Source organism: Paenibacillus ihbetae, from assembly GCF_002741055.1.
Taxonomy (GTDB): Bacteria; Bacillota; Bacilli; order Paenibacillales; family Paenibacillaceae; genus Paenibacillus_AQ; species Paenibacillus_AQ ihbetae.
Genome location: NZ_CP016809.1, coordinates 3,678,764 through 3,697,312, shown reverse-complemented (window position 1 = coordinate 3,697,312; position 18,549 = coordinate 3,678,764). Strand labels below are relative to the sequence as shown.

Annotated in this window: 11 protein-coding genes; 6 read left to right on the top strand and 5 right to left on the bottom strand. The window is 52.0% G+C overall.

All coding sequences use genetic code 11. The annotated features are described in order from the left end of the window. Nucleotides 1-5: 5 nt before the first annotated feature. From BBD41_RS16345 to BBD41_RS16320, 6 genes are all read left to right on the top strand, one after another. Nucleotides 6-965 carry an ABC transporter permease gene (locus BBD41_RS16345; protein WP_077568468.1) on the top strand — a complete coding sequence of 320 codons (960 nt, stop codon included), beginning with the start codon at nt 6-8 and terminating at the stop codon, nt 963-965. Between the two features lie 18 nt (nt 966-983). After that, complete coding sequence (locus BBD41_RS16340; protein ID WP_077568469.1) at nt 984-1,898, top strand: carbohydrate ABC transporter permease; 915 nt, start codon at nt 984-986, stop codon at nt 1,896-1,898. Nucleotides 1,899-1,946: 48 nt separating this feature from the next. After that, nucleotides 1,947-3,551: an extracellular solute-binding protein gene (locus tag BBD41_RS16335; RefSeq protein ID WP_077568470.1), complete on the top strand. Its 1,605-nt coding sequence runs from the start codon at nt 1,947-1,949 to the stop codon at nt 3,549-3,551. A 252-nt stretch (nt 3,552-3,803) separates the two neighbouring features. After that, on the top strand, nt 3,804-5,963 hold the full coding sequence (locus BBD41_RS16330) for a glycoside hydrolase family 3 N-terminal domain-containing protein (protein ID WP_099478215.1): 2,160 nt from the start codon (nt 3,804-3,806) through the stop codon (nt 5,961-5,963). A 98-nt stretch (nt 5,964-6,061) separates the two neighbouring features. After that, nucleotides 6,062-9,412, top strand: coding sequence for a GH36-type glycosyl hydrolase domain-containing protein (locus tag BBD41_RS16325; RefSeq protein ID WP_099478214.1), 3,351 nt, complete (start codon nt 6,062-6,064; stop codon nt 9,410-9,412). Nucleotides 9,413-9,458: 46 nt separating this feature from the next. After that, nucleotides 9,459-10,502, top strand: a complete 1,044-nt coding sequence (locus tag BBD41_RS16320; RefSeq protein ID WP_237086814.1) for a LacI family DNA-binding transcriptional regulator — start codon at nt 9,459-9,461, stop codon at nt 10,500-10,502. 151 nt (nt 10,503-10,653) lie between these two features. Here the strand turns inward: BBD41_RS16320 and BBD41_RS16315 are convergent, their stop codons facing one another. The 5 genes from BBD41_RS16315 to BBD41_RS16295 all read right to left on the bottom strand — a co-directional run bounded on the left by BBD41_RS16315 (nt 10,654) and on the right by BBD41_RS16295 (nt 18,526). Beyond that, nucleotides 10,654-11,928 (bottom strand): MFS transporter, encoded by a 1,275-nt coding sequence (locus tag BBD41_RS16315; RefSeq protein WP_099478213.1) that lies wholly within the window; start codon nt 11,926-11,928, stop codon nt 10,654-10,656. Between the two features lie 243 nt (nt 11,929-12,171). Beyond that, nucleotides 12,172-14,028, bottom strand: a complete 1,857-nt coding sequence (locus BBD41_RS16310; RefSeq protein ID WP_099478212.1) for a cache domain-containing sensor histidine kinase — start codon at nt 14,026-14,028, stop codon at nt 12,172-12,174. Further along, nucleotides 14,025-15,605 carry a response regulator gene (locus tag BBD41_RS16305; RefSeq protein ID WP_099478211.1) on the bottom strand — a complete coding sequence of 527 codons (1,581 nt, stop codon included), beginning with the start codon at nt 15,603-15,605 and terminating at the stop codon, nt 14,025-14,027. Before BBD41_RS16305 ends, BBD41_RS16310 begins: the two co-directional genes overlap by 4 nt. A gap of 274 nt (nt 15,606-15,879) precedes the next feature. Next, nucleotides 15,880-17,559 (bottom strand): extracellular solute-binding protein, encoded by a 1,680-nt coding sequence (locus BBD41_RS16300; RefSeq protein WP_099478210.1) that lies wholly within the window; start codon nt 17,557-17,559, stop codon nt 15,880-15,882. A 67-nt stretch (nt 17,560-17,626) separates the two neighbouring features. After that, nucleotides 17,627-18,526, bottom strand: coding sequence for a carbohydrate ABC transporter permease (locus BBD41_RS16295; RefSeq protein WP_099478209.1), 900 nt, complete (start codon nt 18,524-18,526; stop codon nt 17,627-17,629). Nucleotides 18,527-18,549: the final 23 nt, after the last annotated feature.

Here is an 18,549-nt window from a genome sequence, read left to right as displayed (position 1 = left end):
GCGACTTGAAACCTGCAGCCTTAGGGCCCACCAAGAAACCGAACGGACGCTCAAAATTCAAGAAGCTTGCGTCTGAAATCAAAAAAAACCGAATGACCTACACCCTGCTGATTCCCGGGCTTGTCTGGCTGATCATCTTCGCCTACATGCCGATGGGCGGCCTGTCCCTCGCATTCAAGGACTACAAGGCCAATCTCGGAATCCTGGGCAGCCCGTGGGTCGGATTCGAGAACTTTAAGTATGTATTCCGGGACCCGACCTTTATCGATGCCGTCTGGCGTACGCTCTACATTAACATTATCAAGCTGGTGGTCACGTTTCCGGTTCCGATCATTCTCGCGCTGATCCTGAACGAGCTGCGGATGCATCGGATGAAAAAGGCCTTCCAGACGGTGCTGACCTTCCCGCACTTCCTGTCCTGGATTATCGTCTCCGGTATTGTCATCAACGTGCTGGCTTATGACGGCCTGGTGAACAGCACCCTTGCGATACTCGGTCTGCCGACCATCAACTTCCTGGGTTCGGAAAGCAACTTCATTCCGATGATCCTGCTCACGGATATCTGGAAATCGGCCGGCTGGGGAGCGATCGTCTACCTCGCCGCCATATCCGGTATCGATCAAGACCAATATGAATCGGCTCAAATCGACGGAGCTACACGGATGCAGCAGATGTTCCGCATTACGCTGCCTAATATTATGCCCACCGTGACGATCATGTTCATCCTTTCGGTAGGCGGACTGATGTCCTCCGGCTTCGATCAAATATTTAACCTGGCGAATGCCGCGACCAAGAACGTATCGGAAGTGCTGGACGTCTACATTTACCGGATTACGTTCCAGTCGTCAACGGACTTCTCGTTCTCTACGGCGGTCAGCTTGTTCCGGTCTCTCGTCAACATGGCGCTTCTGCTTATTGCGGACAGAGTAGCCAAAAAAATGGGCGGAGACGGTTTATTCCGTTAAGAAAGGAGTCGAAAAGAAATGAGCACTATTGATACAAGCCCCAAGAGGACGAAGATACGCAAGAACAAGAAGACGATGACCCTTCTGGATTATATTTTGCTGGCCGTTCTTCTCGTACTGGCTCTGCTGATCGTGATTCCGTTCTGGAATGTCATTATGATCTCGTTCTCCACGCCAAAAGAATACGCCGATAACCCGCTCATGATGCTGCCTGCTAATCCAACGCTGGAAAATTACAAAGCGCTGTTCGCCGACGGAAGCATCCTGACCGGCTACTGGAACACCTTCAAGCTCCTGATTATCGGCTTGCCGCTCAGTCTGTTCTTAACCATTACGATGGCTTATGCGCTCAGCCGGAACAAGTTTCCGGGCAAAAAGCTGATCTTTATGCTGGTCCTGTTCACCATGATCTTCAACGGCGGGATTGTTCCGCTCTATCTCATCATGAAGGCGCTGCACCTGACCGGAACGCTCTGGTCCGTTATTCTCGCAGGCAGCTTCAGCGCCTTCAACATGATTCTGATGATGAACTACTTCCAGGGGCTCCCGGAATCCTTGATGGAATCCGCCCGGCTTGATGGGGCCGGAGAATGGAAAATCCTCTTCTCCGTCGTCCTGCCGCTGGCCGCCCCGATTATTGCGACCATTACGCTGTTCTACGGCGTAGCCATTTGGAACAGCTGGTATGACGCCATGATCTTCCTGCGAAAGGCGGATCAGCTCCCGCTCCAGAACGTGCTGCGAACGATCATCGTCGAATCGCAGACCAACGCCTCCAACGCTTCAAGCGTGGATGCCGCCGGGAAGTCCAACTTCTCGACCGGTATGAAAATGGCAGCGGTATTTGTCAGTATGGTACCGATTATGTGCTTCTTCCCGATGCTTCAAAAGCATTTTGCCAAAGGGGTATTAACAGGGGCTATCAAGACCTGATTAATGCATAGATTCAGCCAAAAATTTAATCATTCATGGGGGTAAAACATGAAAACGAACAAACGGCTGTCGGCTAAATCCATTCTGTTGCTGCTGCTGAGCATGAGCCTTGTGCTTGTGACCGCATGCTCGAAGGGAGATTCTTCAAGCAGTGGAGAAAGCGGTAAAGACGAGAACGGGAACTACAAGGATAAGCTGAAAATTTCCGTAGCAAGCACCGTTACGGTCAAGGACGGCGATATGGACAACGAGTTCCACAAGTACTGGATGGACAAGTACAACATCGAGTGGGATTACAACTTTGTCGAGTGGGATTCCTGGGGCGAGAAGCTCCGTCTGTGGATCAACTCGGGCGATTTGCCTGATGTGGCTGTCTGGGATTATGTTCACGGCGATGCGATGAACTACATTGATCAAGGTCTCTTGTACAAGTTCCCTGATGACTGGAAGGAACGCTGGCCGAACGTTGCGAAGGCATACAGCCTGACCGGACTTGGCGATAAGCTGGAAGAGCTGACTGGCGGAACTTACATTCTGCCAAGACCGGTATACTTCGAGAACAAGCCGGCTGATCCGCTCACGAACCAGATTGGCGTTATCGCTATTCGCAAGGACTGGGCAGAGGCTGTCAATTTTGAACTCAAGGATGCTTACACAACAAGCGAACTCATGGAGTACGCCCGTCTGGTGAAAGAGAAGGATCCGGGCAAAGTAGGATCCAAGCTCGTTCCGATCTCCTACAAGCCTGATGATGTCCTGACGAACATCATGATGCCGAACAGCGCACATTCCCGTGTGGAATCGGCGTTCTATAAAGGTGAAGACGGCAAATACAAGTGGGGTCCGGCAGATCCGGAGACACTTACCGGCCTGAAGCTGGTTCAGGAAGCATACAAGGAAGGCCTTCTGAATCCTGAATTCTATACCTGGAAGAGCAGTGAAGCCAGCAACAACTTCCGTGTGAACGGAACGGCTGCTGTCATGAGTCTCGGCGGACTGGCTTCCTACCGTCAAGACGTGGATAAAGACATGAAGAAGAACCTGAATCTGAACAGCGATGATGTTGTTCATACCGCTATCGTCCTTGGCGAAGACGGCAAGTACCGCAATCTGGAGCAGGTTAACTTCTGGTCCGCCCTGATCTTCTCGCCGGATATCAGCAAAGAGAAATTCGAGCGTGTTATGGACCTTGTTGACTTCTCCGTCACAGAAGAAGGACAAATGATTCTGAACATGGGCTTTGAAGGAACCGACTGGAAATACGGGGAGAACAAAGAATTGATCAGCCTCCTTCCCGAAGGAACGAGCGTCGGCGACAAATATCCTGGACGCTTTGAAGGTCTTTACCTGCTTGGCGACGATTTCAGCATGATCAACCCTGCAATTAAGCAAGAATACCGTGATACGGCAGTCAAGCACTACCAGAACAAAGCGAAGCTCGGCAAGGAAGGCGGCGCACTCGCTCTGTACGATTGGGATGTCCAGCTGTATGATTCCAAGGCTAAAAACCAGGCAACCTTCAATTACGCTGAAGAATACACCAACCTGATTCTCCAAGACGGGGATTTGGAAACGAATTGGAAAAAGTGGGTTGAGAGCAAGCAATCTCTTGTGCAACCTGTCTTGGATGAACTCAATAACTTAAAAAAGTAAAACAAACAGCTTCAAACTAGAGTTGGCCTGAGGCATTCGCCAGCGGTACAAGTCCTTTGAACCCGGTGTGCAGGATTTCAAATGCAGCCGGGTTCTTGACTTCTGCCCTGCTCATTCTTCTGAATGAGGAGTTTGCACAACTACATGCCCGTCCATGTTTTGTGCATGCTCCTGAGAAAGGAGATAGAGACATCAGTCAACCCGTTCTCATTCTATTTATTCTCGTAGATATAAAGAAGTGGAGGGAAATACATGGACCAGAAGCAGTTAACCGACCTTTTAACGAAGATGACGCTAGAAGAAAAGATAGCACAGTTGCTGCAGCTTACATCTAATCTCCATGAAGGCACGGAAGATCAGGGCCAAATTACAGGGCCCATGGAGGAAATGGGGCTCACCACCGACATGGTGCGTGCCAGCGGTTCGGTTCTCGGTCTGTCAGGAGCCGCTTCGATCATAGCATTACAACAGAATTATATGAAGAACAGCCGTCTCGGGATTCCGCTCTTGTTTATGGCAGATGTGGTACACGGGTTTAAGACCATCTTTCCGATCCCGCTTGCCATCGGCTGTTCCTGGGATCTCGAGCTTGCCGAGAAAAGTGCAGAAATTGCCGCACGGGAGTCCGCCGTCTCCGGCATCCATGTCACGTTCGCTCCAATGGTTGACCTGGTACGCGATCCACGCTGGGGACGAGTCATGGAAACAACGGGCGAAGACCCGTATTTGAACGGCTTGTTCGCCAGAGCTTTTGTGCGCGGGTACCAGGGAAGCGCGCTGGCGGAGGATAACGAACGCCTGGCCGCCTGCGTCAAGCACTTTGCCGCGTACGGGGCTGCGGAGGGTGGCCGTGATTACAACACGGTGGACATGTCCGAGAGACAACTGCGCGAATATTATCTCCCTGCTTATAAGGCCGCGCTGGATGAAGGCTGCGAAATGGTGATGGCCTCTTTCAATACCGTTGATGGCATTCCTGCCTCCGGCAATGAGAAGCTGATGCGCGGTATTTTGCGTGGTGAGTGGGGATTTGACGGGATTCTCATATCCGACTGGGCATCCATTCGGGAAATGATCGCCCACGGGGCCGCAGAGGATGACCGTGAAGCTGCCTACCGGGCGATGCGCGCAGGCGTCGATATCGAAATGATGACCCCTTGCTACGTCCATCATCTTCCGAATTTGATCAAGAGCGGGCTCATCGATGAATCGCTGATCGATGAGGCCGTCATGCGTATTCTGCAATTGAAAAACAAGCTGGGATTGTTCGAGAATCCGTTCCGGGGAGCGGATCCGGAACGGGAGCGCGAGCTGCTCTTCTGTGACGAGCATCGCCAGGCAGCTTACGATCTGGCGGTGAAGTCCAGCGTCCTGCTAAAAAATAACGGTGTTCTTCCACTTCAACCTGATTCCAATGTCGCTTTGATCGGCCCTTTTGCAGACCAGGAGGACATCCTCGGATGGTGGTCCTGCGTCGGAGCCAAGGAAGATGCCGTAAAGCTGGGCACGGCCATGAAAGAACGCATCAGCGGCAAGCTGACCATCACTGCCGGATGCAATTTTGACTCGATGGACGCAAAGCAGCTGGAGTTGGCACTGGACGCTGCCCGTGAAGCGGATGTCATCGTTCTGGCACTCGGCGAACAATCCGAGATGAGCGGTGAAGGCGGTTCGCGCACGGATATTACGCTGCCGAAAGCGCAGCTCGAGCTGGTTCGACATCTGAAGCAGTTAAACAAGCCTATTGCTGCTGTCATCTTTAACGGCCGTCCACTGGATCTGCAAGGTATTTTCGATAAAGCGGATGCCGTGCTTGAAGCTTGGTTCCCAGGCAGCGAAGGCGGTGCAGCCATAGCCGATCTGCTGATCGGCCATATGAATCCGTCCGGAAGGCTCACCATGTCCTTCCCGCAGTCCGTAGGTCAAATTCCGGTTTATTACAACGCCTTCAATACTGGCCGCCCTATGGACCCTTCCAAAACCGGTGAACGCTATGTATCTAAATATATCGACAGTCCTAATGAGCCTCTGCTTCCGTTCGGCTACGGCCTGTCTTATACGACCTTTGAATACGGTGAGCTTCAACTGTCCAGTAGCGAGATTACAGCGGATCAGCATCTTACGGCGCGGATTCAGGTGACCAACACCGGTACTAGAACGGGTGTCGAAACGGTCCAGCTGTATATTCGGGATATGACAGGCGAAGTCGTTCGGCCACTGCGCGAGCTGAAAGGATTCCAACAGCTGGAGCTTCAACCGGGCGAAAGCTCAATCGCCGAATTCACCATTAGCGAAGATATGCTCCGTTACCATCACAGTGATCTCAGCTTTACTAGTGATCCGGGCAGCTTCCAACTGTTTGTCGGTCCCAATAGCCGGGATTGCCTGCAGGCTTCCTTTAAGCTTGTATAAATCTATTACTATATCGATTATTTAAACTACATCACAACTGCCTTGGCATAGCCGCCGGACATGGCGGTTACTGCCAGGATAGGAGGAGTGACCTACTTATGACAACTATTACACAAGATCTGATTCACATTCAGGCGGGCGACCTTTGCTTTAGCTTCTGGCAAAGCGGTGACTTATATAAAGCCGTAAGCGGAAATACCATGATCAATCAGCTGATCTCCAGTCCGCTGGACGGCTCCATGAACAATATCTATTTGCGAATTCACAATGAAGCGGGCATAACCAGTTATCCACTGCTCGGCATTCATTCCTCCAGTAAAGTAAGCACGGGAAAAGGAATGATCGTCTGGGAGGGGACAGCGGAAGATGTGGAATACGAGGTTTCGTTCGTACTCCAGCCGGAGGGAATCTGGTTCTGGGATGTTCAGACCCGTGGGCAAGGCCAAGTCATTGACATCATCTACGGACAGGATGCAGGAATTGCTGACATTGGAGCGGTTCGCAGCAATGAAGCTTATCTATCCCAATATATTGATCACCGCGTCTTTGAGCACAGTGAACAGGGATATGTGGTATGTTCCCGCCAAAACCAACCCCAAGGCGGTGCCTTCCCTTATCTCCAGCAAGGTTCTCTCACGGGAGCTTCAGCATATTCAACGGATGGCTTCCAATTCTTCGGACTGTCGTACAAGGAAACGAACACGCCGGTCTGCCTGAGTCAGGAGAAACTGGCCTGTGAAGTGTACCAATATGAATTTGCCTATACCGGGCTTCAATCTAAGCAAAAGACATTAAACGGCGAAGAGCATTTTGTGTTTTATGGCCTCTTTAAGGGAAATCACCCTGCTGCAGTTGAGGAGCTTGAGTATTTGACGGAGGTTCAGCAAGCTTGGCAGTCCTATGAGAATCAGACTTCCAAGCATAAGCTCGAGCCCCTCCCTGCCACTCGTCTTAAACCGTATATCGGCAAACCGCTGCAAGCGCTCGAGTTGTCCGAAGAAGAAATCAATGCGCGTTTTCCAATAGGCAGCAGACATCAGGAGGAGCGCAATCAGGGTAACCTGCTGGCTTTCTTCACGGATACCTATGAACATATTGTCTTGAAGCAAAAAGAAATGCTCGTTGAACGCCCGCATGGGCATATTCTGTTGAGCGGCGACAACCTGAAGCTCGGTGCTGAAGTGATGGCAACTACCTCTTTCATGTACGGCATCTTCAACTCCCATGTCGTGGTTGGCAACACGAATATGAATAAAATGATGAGCAATTCCCGCAGCGCACTCAATGTGCCAAAAACGTCGGGCCAGCGGATTTATGTAGAAAAGGACGGAACGTATCATCTGCTGACGATGCCGTCTATGTTCGAAATCGGCTTTAACTATGCTCGCTGGTACTATAAAACGGAAGACGACATGCTGATCATTACGAACTATACGGTGCTGGATGCCCCCGAAGTGCGGCTGCATGTCCGATCGGAGAATGGAATCCCGTATAATTATTTAGTCACGAATCATGTGACGATGAACGTTAATGAGTACGAAACTCCGGTACACATGACAGAAGAAGCCGGAGTGCTGACGTTCCACTCCGATACGAATCCTGTATCGGCCAAAGCTTATCCGGAATTGCAATACCGCCTTTGGGTTGACGGTGCGAAGGTAACGGTTGGAGATGAAACGACGATGGCTGACGGTGTGGCACCGGGCTCCTCTTCCTTGGTAACCCTCCGTCTGGATCGCACTAGCGATTGGACGCTTACGATCCAAGGCCTGCTGGAGGGCAAGACCATTACAGACCGGCCTCGCAGCGTATCCCAAGAAATCATTCGTTACCGCGAATACTATCGCCGAGTCATGAATGGCTTCCATCTCTCGCGTCCCGGAGATGATGCAGATAAATTATTCAAATTAAACGCACTAGCCTGGTGGTATACGCATAATATGTTCGTCCACTACTCGTCTCCTCATGGCTTGGAGCAGTACGGAGGCGCAGCCTGGGGAACGCGCGATGTCTGTCAGGGACCTGTCGAATATTTCATGGCTACACAGAAATATGAGCAGGTGAGAGATATTCTAAAAATGGTATACTGTCATCAATATGAGGATAGCGGAAACTGGCCGCAGTGGTTTATGTTTGACCGATACTTCGCCATACAGCAGGAAGAGAGCCACGGTGACATCATTGTATGGCCGCTGAAAGTATTGAGCGACTATTTAACGGTCACACAGGATTACAGCATCCTGGATGAACAAGTTCCTTATACTTTGAAGCATTCTTTCCAGTTCACGGAGAAAAAAGCGTCTATTCTGGAGCATGCCAAAAAAGAAATTGAATATATACGCAATCATTTTCTGCATGATACCCATCTATCCTCCTACGGAGACGGTGACTGGGACGATACCCTTCAGCCTGCCAACGCGCAGCTTAAGCAGTTTATGGTCAGCAGCTGGACTGTAGCCCTGACTTATCAAACGATGAAGCAGCTCTCTACAGCTCTGCAATCGTTTGATCAAGAACTGGCAGGCACAATATCTGATATTGCAGCGAATATCGGGCAGGATTTCAAGAGGTACATGCTGAACAATGATGTTATACCTGGATTCCTCTACCTCGAGGATCCCGAACAACCTAAGCTTATGTTACACCCTGAGGATCAGGACACCGGTATACAGTACCGGCTGCTTCCTATGACCCGCAGCATGATTGCCGAACTTCTCGAACCCGAGCAAGCGCGTTCCCATTACGAGCTTATTCAGAGCACATTGCTGTTCCCGGACGGCGTGCGTCTGATGAACCGTCCAGCCTCTTATAAAGGAGGCGTAAGCACGCATTTCAAGCGGGCGGAACAGGCTTCCAATTTCGGACGCGAGGTAGGCTTACAATATGTCCATGCCCATATCCGTTACATCGAAGCGATGGCGAAGCTTGGACATGGAGAGGATGTTTGGAAAGGGCTTGAAACGATTAACCCTGTCGGTATCCAAGAGGTGGTACCGAATGCGGCAATTCGCCAGAGCAATGCTTATTTCAGCAGCTCTGACGGCAAGTTCAATACCCGCTACGAGGCTCAAGAGCATTTTGATGACTTGCGCAGCGGAAAAGTAGAGGTCAAGGGCGGCTGGCGGATTTATTCCAGTGGACCGGGAATCTACATGAACCAGTTAATTTCAAACGCCCTCGGCATCCGTCAGGATCGCGGCGACCTGGTATTGGATCCGGTTATACCTGCCAGCATGGACGGACTCCATTTCGACTATGAATTCGCCGGTACCAAGGTAACCTTTGTCTACCACGTTACGGGCAACAGCATCAGCCGCGTTGTGATGAACGGGACCGAGCTGACAGCTGAGCGTATCAATAACCCTTACCGAGAAGGCGGTCTGCGCGTTTCCATACAGCAATTCGAACAGATGATTCAGGGACGGAACAGAGTCGAAATCTTCATGTAGTCTGCAATCCCGCCAGGGATTGGTTTATGCGAAGGAGCGAGCAAAATTGGTAAGTATTAAGGATATCGCAAAAAAAGCCGGTGTTTCGATATCGACCGTATCTTATGCCCTCAACGGCAGCAGTAAAGTGACGGATGAGACGAGCTCTCGAATTTTGGCCATCGCTCAGGAACTGAACTATATACCGAATGCGGCAGCCAGAACGCTTAAAAAGCGAGAGTCCAAAATCATAGGCGTCTTTCTGACCGATTTCAAAGGAGATGTGTACGGAGATCTTCTGGACGGCATGAAGGAAGTCGCCAACGCGCAAGGCTATGATCTGATTGTATGCAGCGGCAAGCAGTCCCACCGAATGCTTCCCGAGCGGATGATTGACGGCGCCATTATTCTTGATCAGGCCTTCGAAAGCGAAGAGCTGCTGGAATATGCGGATCGCAATCACAAAATCGTTGTCTTAGACCGCGAGCTCGATCACAAAAACATCAATCAGGTGCTTCTGGACAATAAAGCAGGCGCTACGCTCGCTATGGAATTTCTGATCGAACGTGGACACCAGAAGATCTATATCGTTACCGGTCCGCCGGGATCCTTCGACTCCATGCAAAGAATGAAGGCCGTTAAACAGGCCCAGGACCGGGTAGATCATATCGAGTGGATCGAGATCGAGGGAGATTTCAAAAAGAGCGGCGGTGAAAAAGCGGCTAAACAAATCATGGCGGAATATAAGCATCCGGTAGCCGTGTTCTGCCTAAATGATGAGATGGCGATCGGACTTTACAACCAGATAACCGAAACTTCTTCTCTGATCATTGGCGAGCAGATTCATCTGATCGGCTTTGATAATATCGAGCTGACCCGCTATATGCAGCCGCGCTTGGCAACGATTGATTACTCCAAACGCAAGTGGGGGGCCCTTGCAGCCGAACAGCTGATCAAGCTGATCGCTGGGGATACCGTTGAGAATGAACGCATCTACGTCACCCTGGTCGAAGGCGAATCGGTTGGATACGCCGTAAAAGAATTTAACAGTACTGATCTAAATGCCTCAAAGAGGGGTGTCCCCGTAAAATTTGGAACCCCCTCAGAATAAAGCAGGATGGTGTTCAAAAAAAATGAAGGAGCTAAGCGATTTATTCTCGCTTAGCTCCTTGTCTTTTGGCGTCGACGGAGGCATGGACGACTTGAAATTCAGCAGACCACCCGGCCTGCTCTACAACATTCGGCTTGCTTGAAGCACTCCCTTATAGCGGCAGGGTTTCCTTCGGAACGCCCCGCTTCCCAGTTACCTGTAAACGGCCGTCATCACCCAGAATGACGCTGCGGCTGATGCGGGCATGGACAACAAACGAGGCAAATGACAGCACCGCCGTGGCTGCCGCCAGCCAAGCCACCGGCGTCAATCCGCCGCCGTCATACATCGTGCCCATCGCATACGGACCGAGCACCCGCCCGGCCGCGCCCATTCCTCCGGCTACGCCGATGTAGAACGGAGCCGCCCGTCCGGCCCGCTCTGCTATGAATGCCGGAATCGCCGGCGAGATCAGCATTTCGCCCAGGGTCGCTAGCACCATCGCCAGCACCATGCCTGGATAGCTGTGCATCGCGACGATAACCAGGTAGGCCGACAAATAAAATAACGCGCTGACAGCCATCTGGTTGCTCTCCGTCCGGGCGAACCAGCGCTTAATCAGCTTGGTTACGGGCTGTGCCGCAAAGATCAGGATGCCGTTAAGCGTCCACAGATAGCCGTAAGCGGTCTTGGACATCCCTTCCGAAATGATGAAGGGCGACACGCCCGTGTTCCAGATGGAGTTGCCGAACCAGAGAAACAGCGAGCCAAGCCCCATATAAAGGTAAATGCGCGTGTGCCCGAGAAGCGCCCATGTCCCTGGCCCTGCAGCGAGGGGCGCCTTCAGCTTCGGGTGCCGGTCTTCCTGTGGTACGGCGCTGCCGTCCAGCTTGGTCAGATAGGACAAGAAGAAGATCGCGAAGCCGAGCGAGGTCACGCCGTTCAGCACAAAGCTCAAATGATACGAAATTTCCGCCAGAAATCCGCTCATGGCCGTGCCCAGGGCAACGCCGATATTGTTGGCTACATAGATCACGTTAAACAGCTCGCCGCGCCGATCGGCAAACCGGAATCCGATAAATGCCTGGATCGCCGGCATCGATACGGCATTGCAAAAGCCGATGAAGCCCATCATCGCCACGAACAAGCCCCATAAGCCGTTAATGAACGGCAGGGTGAACAAACCCAGCGCATTCAGGAGGAGGGAGCCCACGATAAGCCGTTTCACGCCGACCTTGTGATACAGGCCCCCGCCAACCAGCTGGCCGGCGATTCCTCCAAGCGATTGAATCAGGATGACGAAGCCTGCATCCTGCATGCTCCGTCCCAATTCGTCGAACACGTACATCGTGGTGAGCGGCCACATAAGCGAGCCGCCGGCCGAGGCCACGAGACTTGCCACAAGAAAACCTTTTACTTCCTTAGGGTACTGCTCCAACCATTTCATCGTCTTAATCTCCCAGCAGCCTCGCAAGCAGTATTCAGCAGCTAATGCCGCTATCATAATCCAAATAAAAAAGCCCTTGGCGGGCTTGAATAGGTATCACTCGCAGGGCAATGGGCAGGATGCCTCTCCCGCTTCTGCTGCAGCTTACATAACCTGTAACTTTGTGCTTGCCCAATCTCTAGTATCGCCGAAAGCCATGTGAGTTCGCAAGCACATTTAGTGACGCTTTAATCCAGCAGCGAATCAGGACCGCTTCAGCGGCCCTGCTGCTCCGTACTTCCGCTCATCGCTCCGCTGCTCCAGTCTCCGTATCGCGGGAATCCGGATTTGCACCGAGGTTCCGATGCCGACCCGGCTAAAGATGCTTACGCCATATTCGGGGCCGTAATGCAGCTTCACCCGCTCGTCGATATTCCGAATGCCGCAGCCGACATGGCTGTGATCCCCCGGATCAAAGATCTCGCGGATGCGTTCCGGCTTCATGCCCAGGCCATCGTCGATGACCCGGTAAAGGATCGTGCCCTCCTCCTTCTTCACCAGCACGCGGATATGGATCCGGTCTCCGCTCCAGGCATGCTTCAACGTATTTTCGATGAAGGGCTGTAGAATGAGCTTCACCGTCTCGTAAGGCCAGATGTCCGGATCGATGTCGAAGGAAACCTCCATCCGCCGGCCGTATTTCACCTTCTGGATATCCAGATAAGCCGAAGCTTGTTCGATCTCCGCGGCAATCGGGATCATCGTTCGGCCGGAATTCAGCGTCAACCGGTAAAACTGCGCCAGCTGGACCACCATCTGCTGAAGCTTCTCCGTCTCGCCGAACTTGGCCAGCTGATTGATGGACGACAGCGTGTTATACAAGAAATGCGGATTGATCTGCGCCTGCAGCATCTCAAGCTCCGCCTCCTTCTTCTGAAGCTGAGTAAGATACACCTTATTGATAAGCGCCTCGATATCTTCCCCCATGGCGTTGAGCGCATCGGCGATCTGCGGAAATTCTCCCCGTCCCCGGTATTTGATCCGCTTGCTCAGGTTTCCTTCCCGGAAAGCGTTCAGTACGGATACGATCTTCGTAATTCGAATGGACAGATACCGGGACATGAGAAATCCCGTCAGGGCGAACAAAATGACGCACGCCAGACAGATGAGAATAAAGACGGTGCGTACGCGCTTGGCCTCCTGCTCGATAATGTGAAGCGGGACCTCCGCAACGAGTCTCCAGGACTGCTGGGGAAGCTGTTCCTCCAGGATCAGAGCATTGCTCTTGGCGTCTGCCGCCGATATCGGGTCCATACCTGCCTTAAGACGACCGCCTTGACCGCCCTCCACCCGTCCCCTGGAGGAATAGAGGACGTTCCCGGAGGCATCGATCACCGTCAGCGTGCTGCCTTCTCCCAGCTTCTTATAGTTTACGCTTTCGAACAGCTCGGACAGGCGGACGCTGAACCGCATGATTCCCACTTCCTTGATCTCAAGCAGGTTTCCCATATCCACGATCCGCCGGATCAGCGAAATTCTGCCGTCGGTTTGATCCTCCTCGACCTGCCGCCACAGCATGGTTTTGTTGTAGCTCTCCTCGGGAAGCTCTGCATACCAGCGCTTGTTATATATACGATCCATGTGATAGACATTGTATGTTTGTTCGGTGTAGTCTTCACGGCCTCCCCACAGCCGGTATATTTCGTCCAGGCTCTTATTATGGAAGTACACGGACAGTCTTAGATTCAGTCCGATCGCTTTGGATGCGCTTTCCAGTTTCGGGATGATGACCTTGTTCATCCGGACATAATTGTCCATCCGCTCGTCCATCCGTTTCACGCTTTGGATCAGGCTCGAGTCATTGTATAAAGTCGCCGAGGTTTGAACGATATCATCGACCTTGTAAGCCACGTTGTCCCGGATCTGCGCCAGCGTACCCTGAATATTCTTCCGGGTTTGCTTCCGCATGCTCTCGTCGTACATCGTCTGGGATATATAAAAGTTCGCGGAAACCAAAAGGATAATAAACGCCATATACGACAGCATCAGCTTGTAACCGATCGGTATGTATCCCGGACCGTTGCCTGTTCTTTGACCGGGTTGAAGGAACCGGCAGATCATTCGCTTTCTCGCTTTCGGTATTCCAGCGGCGTGATGCCGAATTTCTCCTTAAACTGCCTGCTGAAATAAGGAAGATACCGATACCCCACCTGGTCGGCCACTTCATAGATTTTCATGCCGGGCTGCTTTAACAGCTCGCAGGCCTTCTCCATCCGGAGCTGCACCAGCAGCTCATTGAACGTATGGCCCGATTTTTCCTTGATTAAATACCCGATATGGCTCGGGGAAAAGGAAAAGTGCTGGGCGATATCACGGATGGTGATATTTTCGCTCATATGCTCCTTGATGAAGCTGATCACGCTCCGGGTGAACTTGCCGTCCTTGCTGTTTGATTTCTCATACAGCTTCTCCGATATTTCAAACATGCGCCGAACCAGCCACCCCCGGATATCGCTCACCGTCTCAAACTGCATCAGAATATCCAGATGTTGCATCTCCATGCCGAGCAATTCGAATAAATCCTCATCTTTGCTGCTTAAATATTGATCAAGCTTCCATACAATATAGCTGGACATATTGTGAACGGTAAACCGGGAGCGCAGTCTCTTGACCGAGTCAAACCATTTATCGAGCTCATCGCAAATCCGGACCAGCTCGTAATCCTCCATCGCGGCCAGCAGGCTCTGCATCCGTTCATCCAGCATCCGGGCATCCAGCATGGCCGGCTCGGTCCGGACATCCTCATACTTGATCACCGTGCCCTTCCCCAGAAACATTTTGCCTTCCACCGCCTCCACGGCCTGCCGGTGCGATGCCTGAAGATCATCCGGCCCTTTAGCGGTTCCGCCGATTCCAGCAGTAACGGTTGCAGGCAATTGCCGCCGAATCCGGTCAACCAAATCCCGTACCGCAGCGTCAGCCTGGGCTTCCTCCATCAGCAGCGCGATCCGATGGGAAGACAGCTTGCACCACGTGACGAGCCCGAGGGCCATCATGCTGTCCTGCACCTGCTGCAAAAACTTGCGGGTCGTCTCCCGCTGCGAGGACACTCCCCCCGCCTGCTCCCACGGCAAATTATCCAGCTCGATGACCGCCACCCGCATCGGCCAATTCATCCGGTCAAACCCGTACGATACCATCTGTTTGGCCAGCGCTTCGCCGTCTTCGCTGTCCCCCCGTTCCAGCAGGCGTATCAGAATGTCGCTTTTGACAATCGGGATCATTTCCTGATAAGCCGTTTCCACTTCGCGCTGCTTGATCTCTTCATCGAGGTCCCGCTTTGCTTTCAATAAGGAGGATACAAGCTCGCTATCGTTCATCGGCTTCAGTACATAGCTGTATGCCTTGAGGGATAACGCCTGCTGAACATAACTGAACTCCTGATAGCCGCTGACGAAGATGATCCGGATGTTCGGCTTGCGTTCAAGCGCGATTCGGGCCAGCTCAAGCCCCGACATATAAGGCATATTTACGTCACTGACAAGAATGTCGATGTCTTCCCTCTCAATGATGTCGCAGGCCGACAAGGCGTTGTTCACGCTTCCCCTTACGACCATATTCAGGTCGGACCAAGGGATAAACCTCCTCATTCCCTCCAAGTCAAGCTCTTCATCATCTACCAGCAGAACTTTATACATGCAATCCCCCCTGTTCGAAATCGATCACAAAAGTCGGCCGCGGCCGCTTCTTCGGAGCTGCTGGGCTTTCCTGCCCGCTCCTTGTTCTTCCGTTCATCCTCTCTGCCTGTAAATTCCGTCATGCTTGACGCTGTCCTGCCGGAACTTGCAATTACGTCTATCTAAAGCAACGTTTTTTGAAGGTTCCTCCATGTAAACGGAGATATCCCAAAGAATCCACCTGCGGATTCTTTGGGACGTTGGAATAAGATTGAATATGTGTAGTAAGAAAAGATTATTTCTGCATTTTGGCGAGGTTTTCTTGCCATTTGACCGTACGCCATTCCAGGAGTCTGTCATACCCCAGATCCATCAAGTCTTTATTGCCCTGGTCGAGGATCTTGTCGACTTCCTCATCGCTTGCAGCCATGGACGACTTGGCATAGATCTCAAGGAACAATTCATCCACCGAAGTTCGGATAATGCCCTCCTCGGAATCGGTCGGAGGATTCAGTCCGGTAAACTCGGTCACGTTCAATTGAGTCGGCCAAGTGATGGTCTGCTGATAACGTGCGACCCAATCCTGCTCCTCAACCGGAAGACTCTCCATGTACTTCCACTTAGCTGGGTCGATATAGCTGGTATTGCCTACGAACATCACTTTGTCGTTCTTCGTTTGAATCTCCGCCACTTCTTTCGGATCATAGTTCTCCGTGAAGTTCGGCTTGCCTTCTTCATCAAATCCCTTCCAGTTCTTCCCTTCCGGACCGAAGAACTGCACATTCATGCCTTCAGGTCCGGTATACCAATCGAGGAATGCAAAAATGGCTTCAGGGTCTTCGGCAGCGGTCGTGATATAAGCGGCGTTCCAGCCGAAGCTGGTATACGTGCCCGGGTAAATTTTGTTCTTATCCAAGCCTTCCTTCCGGATCGGCCAAATCATGAAATAGCCGGCATCCGGATCCGTCTTGGTTAATTCCTTATGCGCTTCGCTGGCGAAGAGCGTAGGATTCGCCGAAGCATAGACGGCTACTCTCCCGGTCATGACCTTCTCCTTAACCTGATCCTCCGTCTGGTTGAACGCATCCTGGGAAATCAGCTTTTCCCGGTACAGCTTGGAAATATATTTCTGGGCTTCGCGGAATACCGGATCGGTAAGCAGCGATGTCAGCTTGCCGTCTTTCGGGACCGCCAGCAGATTCGCGTTCAGGTTCGTGTAGCTCGCTCCCTCTCCAAACGCGGTGTACAGCACGCCCAGACCTTGTCGTTCCTGGGCACGATGCGGCTCGAACGGAACCACCTGGTCTCCGTACTTTTCTTTTACTTTGACCAGATAGCTGTAAAGATCGTCGGTTGTTTCCAGTTTGGGCGAACCGAGCTCCTCATAGATTTTCTTGTTCACGGCGTATCCCGCATTTCCGAAAGGACGGGAGGAATACCAGTTCGGAAAGCGGTACAGCTTGCCGTCTGCCGAACGGAGCAGGTTCAAATCGTCTCCCATCCATGTCTTCAGGTTCGTGTACTTATCCAGATAATCATCATAAGGAACGAGCTTGCCGGCCTTCTCGAGCCGGTCCATATCCGGATGGTCCCGGTCCGTCCAGATCATGTCAGGCAGATCATCAGAGGCCATCATGGCGCTCAGCTTTTGCGTGTGGGCTCCGGCAGCTTTGATCATGTCGATCTTGACCTGCTTTTCCTCGCTGAGATATTTACCGATCGGCGTGCTTTCCCATTTAGGGAAATCGGTATCCTGGTAATGGGCGTATGCGCTGAACTGAAGCGGCTTCTCCCCCAGCACCCACTTATCTTCTGTATTTTCTTTAGACGGTTCTTTCGGCTGTTCATTCGTCTTCGGTGGATTGTTCGTTGGCGGCGGCGATCCTTCGTTGGACTTGGTGCATCCCGCCATGACGGTAACGAGCACCAGCAGCGCCGATGCCATGACCAGGAGCGGCTTTTTCATCTTGCTCATTCTCTTAACCCCTCTCATTCTCGAATTATATATGTTCAAAGCTGTTCGCCTTAAACCGGTGTCGGCATTACCCTTTCAGCGAGCCTACGAGCACGCCTTTCACAAAATACTTTTGCACGAAAGGGTACACGAGGATAATCGGAGCGGTAACCACGATCATCATTGCCATCGTCAGCGATTTCGAGCTGGTGTTCTTGGAGCTTTCGATCAATGCAAGCGCGCTGCTGTCGATAGCCGAGCTTTGCGCGGTTTTGATATTGGCGTTTAGGGTCTCCCGCAATATCGTCTGAATCGGCAGCAAATCCTCGTTGGTGATGTAGATGCTTGGCAGGAACCAGTCGTTCCAGTGACCGACCGCCGTGAGCAGTGCCAAGGTCGCGATGACCGGCCCCGAGAGCGGAAGGACGATTCTGAAAAAGGTCCCCCAATTGCTGCACCCGTCCATATGCGCCGATTCCTCCAGGCCGACCGGCAGCCCCTTAAAGAACGTGCGGAAGATGATCATATTCCAGACGCTCACCATAGAAGGAATGATAAACACCAGGAACGTATCCATCAGGCCGAGGGACCGGATCAGGAGATAGGTCGGGATCAAGCCTCCGCTAAAATACAGGGTGAATATAAAGAACGTCATGTAAAAGCTCCTGCCATACAAATAAGAGCGGGTCATGCCGTACGCCACGATGGACGTCATCAGAATCGAGGTGGCGGTTCCGACGACCGTCCGGGCGATCGAGATCATGAATCCGTTGATCAGACGGTCATCCTGCAGGATGACCTGATAATTCTCCAGCGTGAATTGACGCGGCCAGAACGTGATTCCTCCTTTGGAGGTATCCACGCCGACATTGAAGGAGATCGCCACCGCGTTCCAGAACGGATAGAGCGCTGAGAAGGCCAGTAAACCAAGCAGAACGTATATGACGGCAAGCATGACCTTGTCTCCGAAGCTGATTCTTTTTAACATGCTGTACCTCCTAAGGCTTGTGG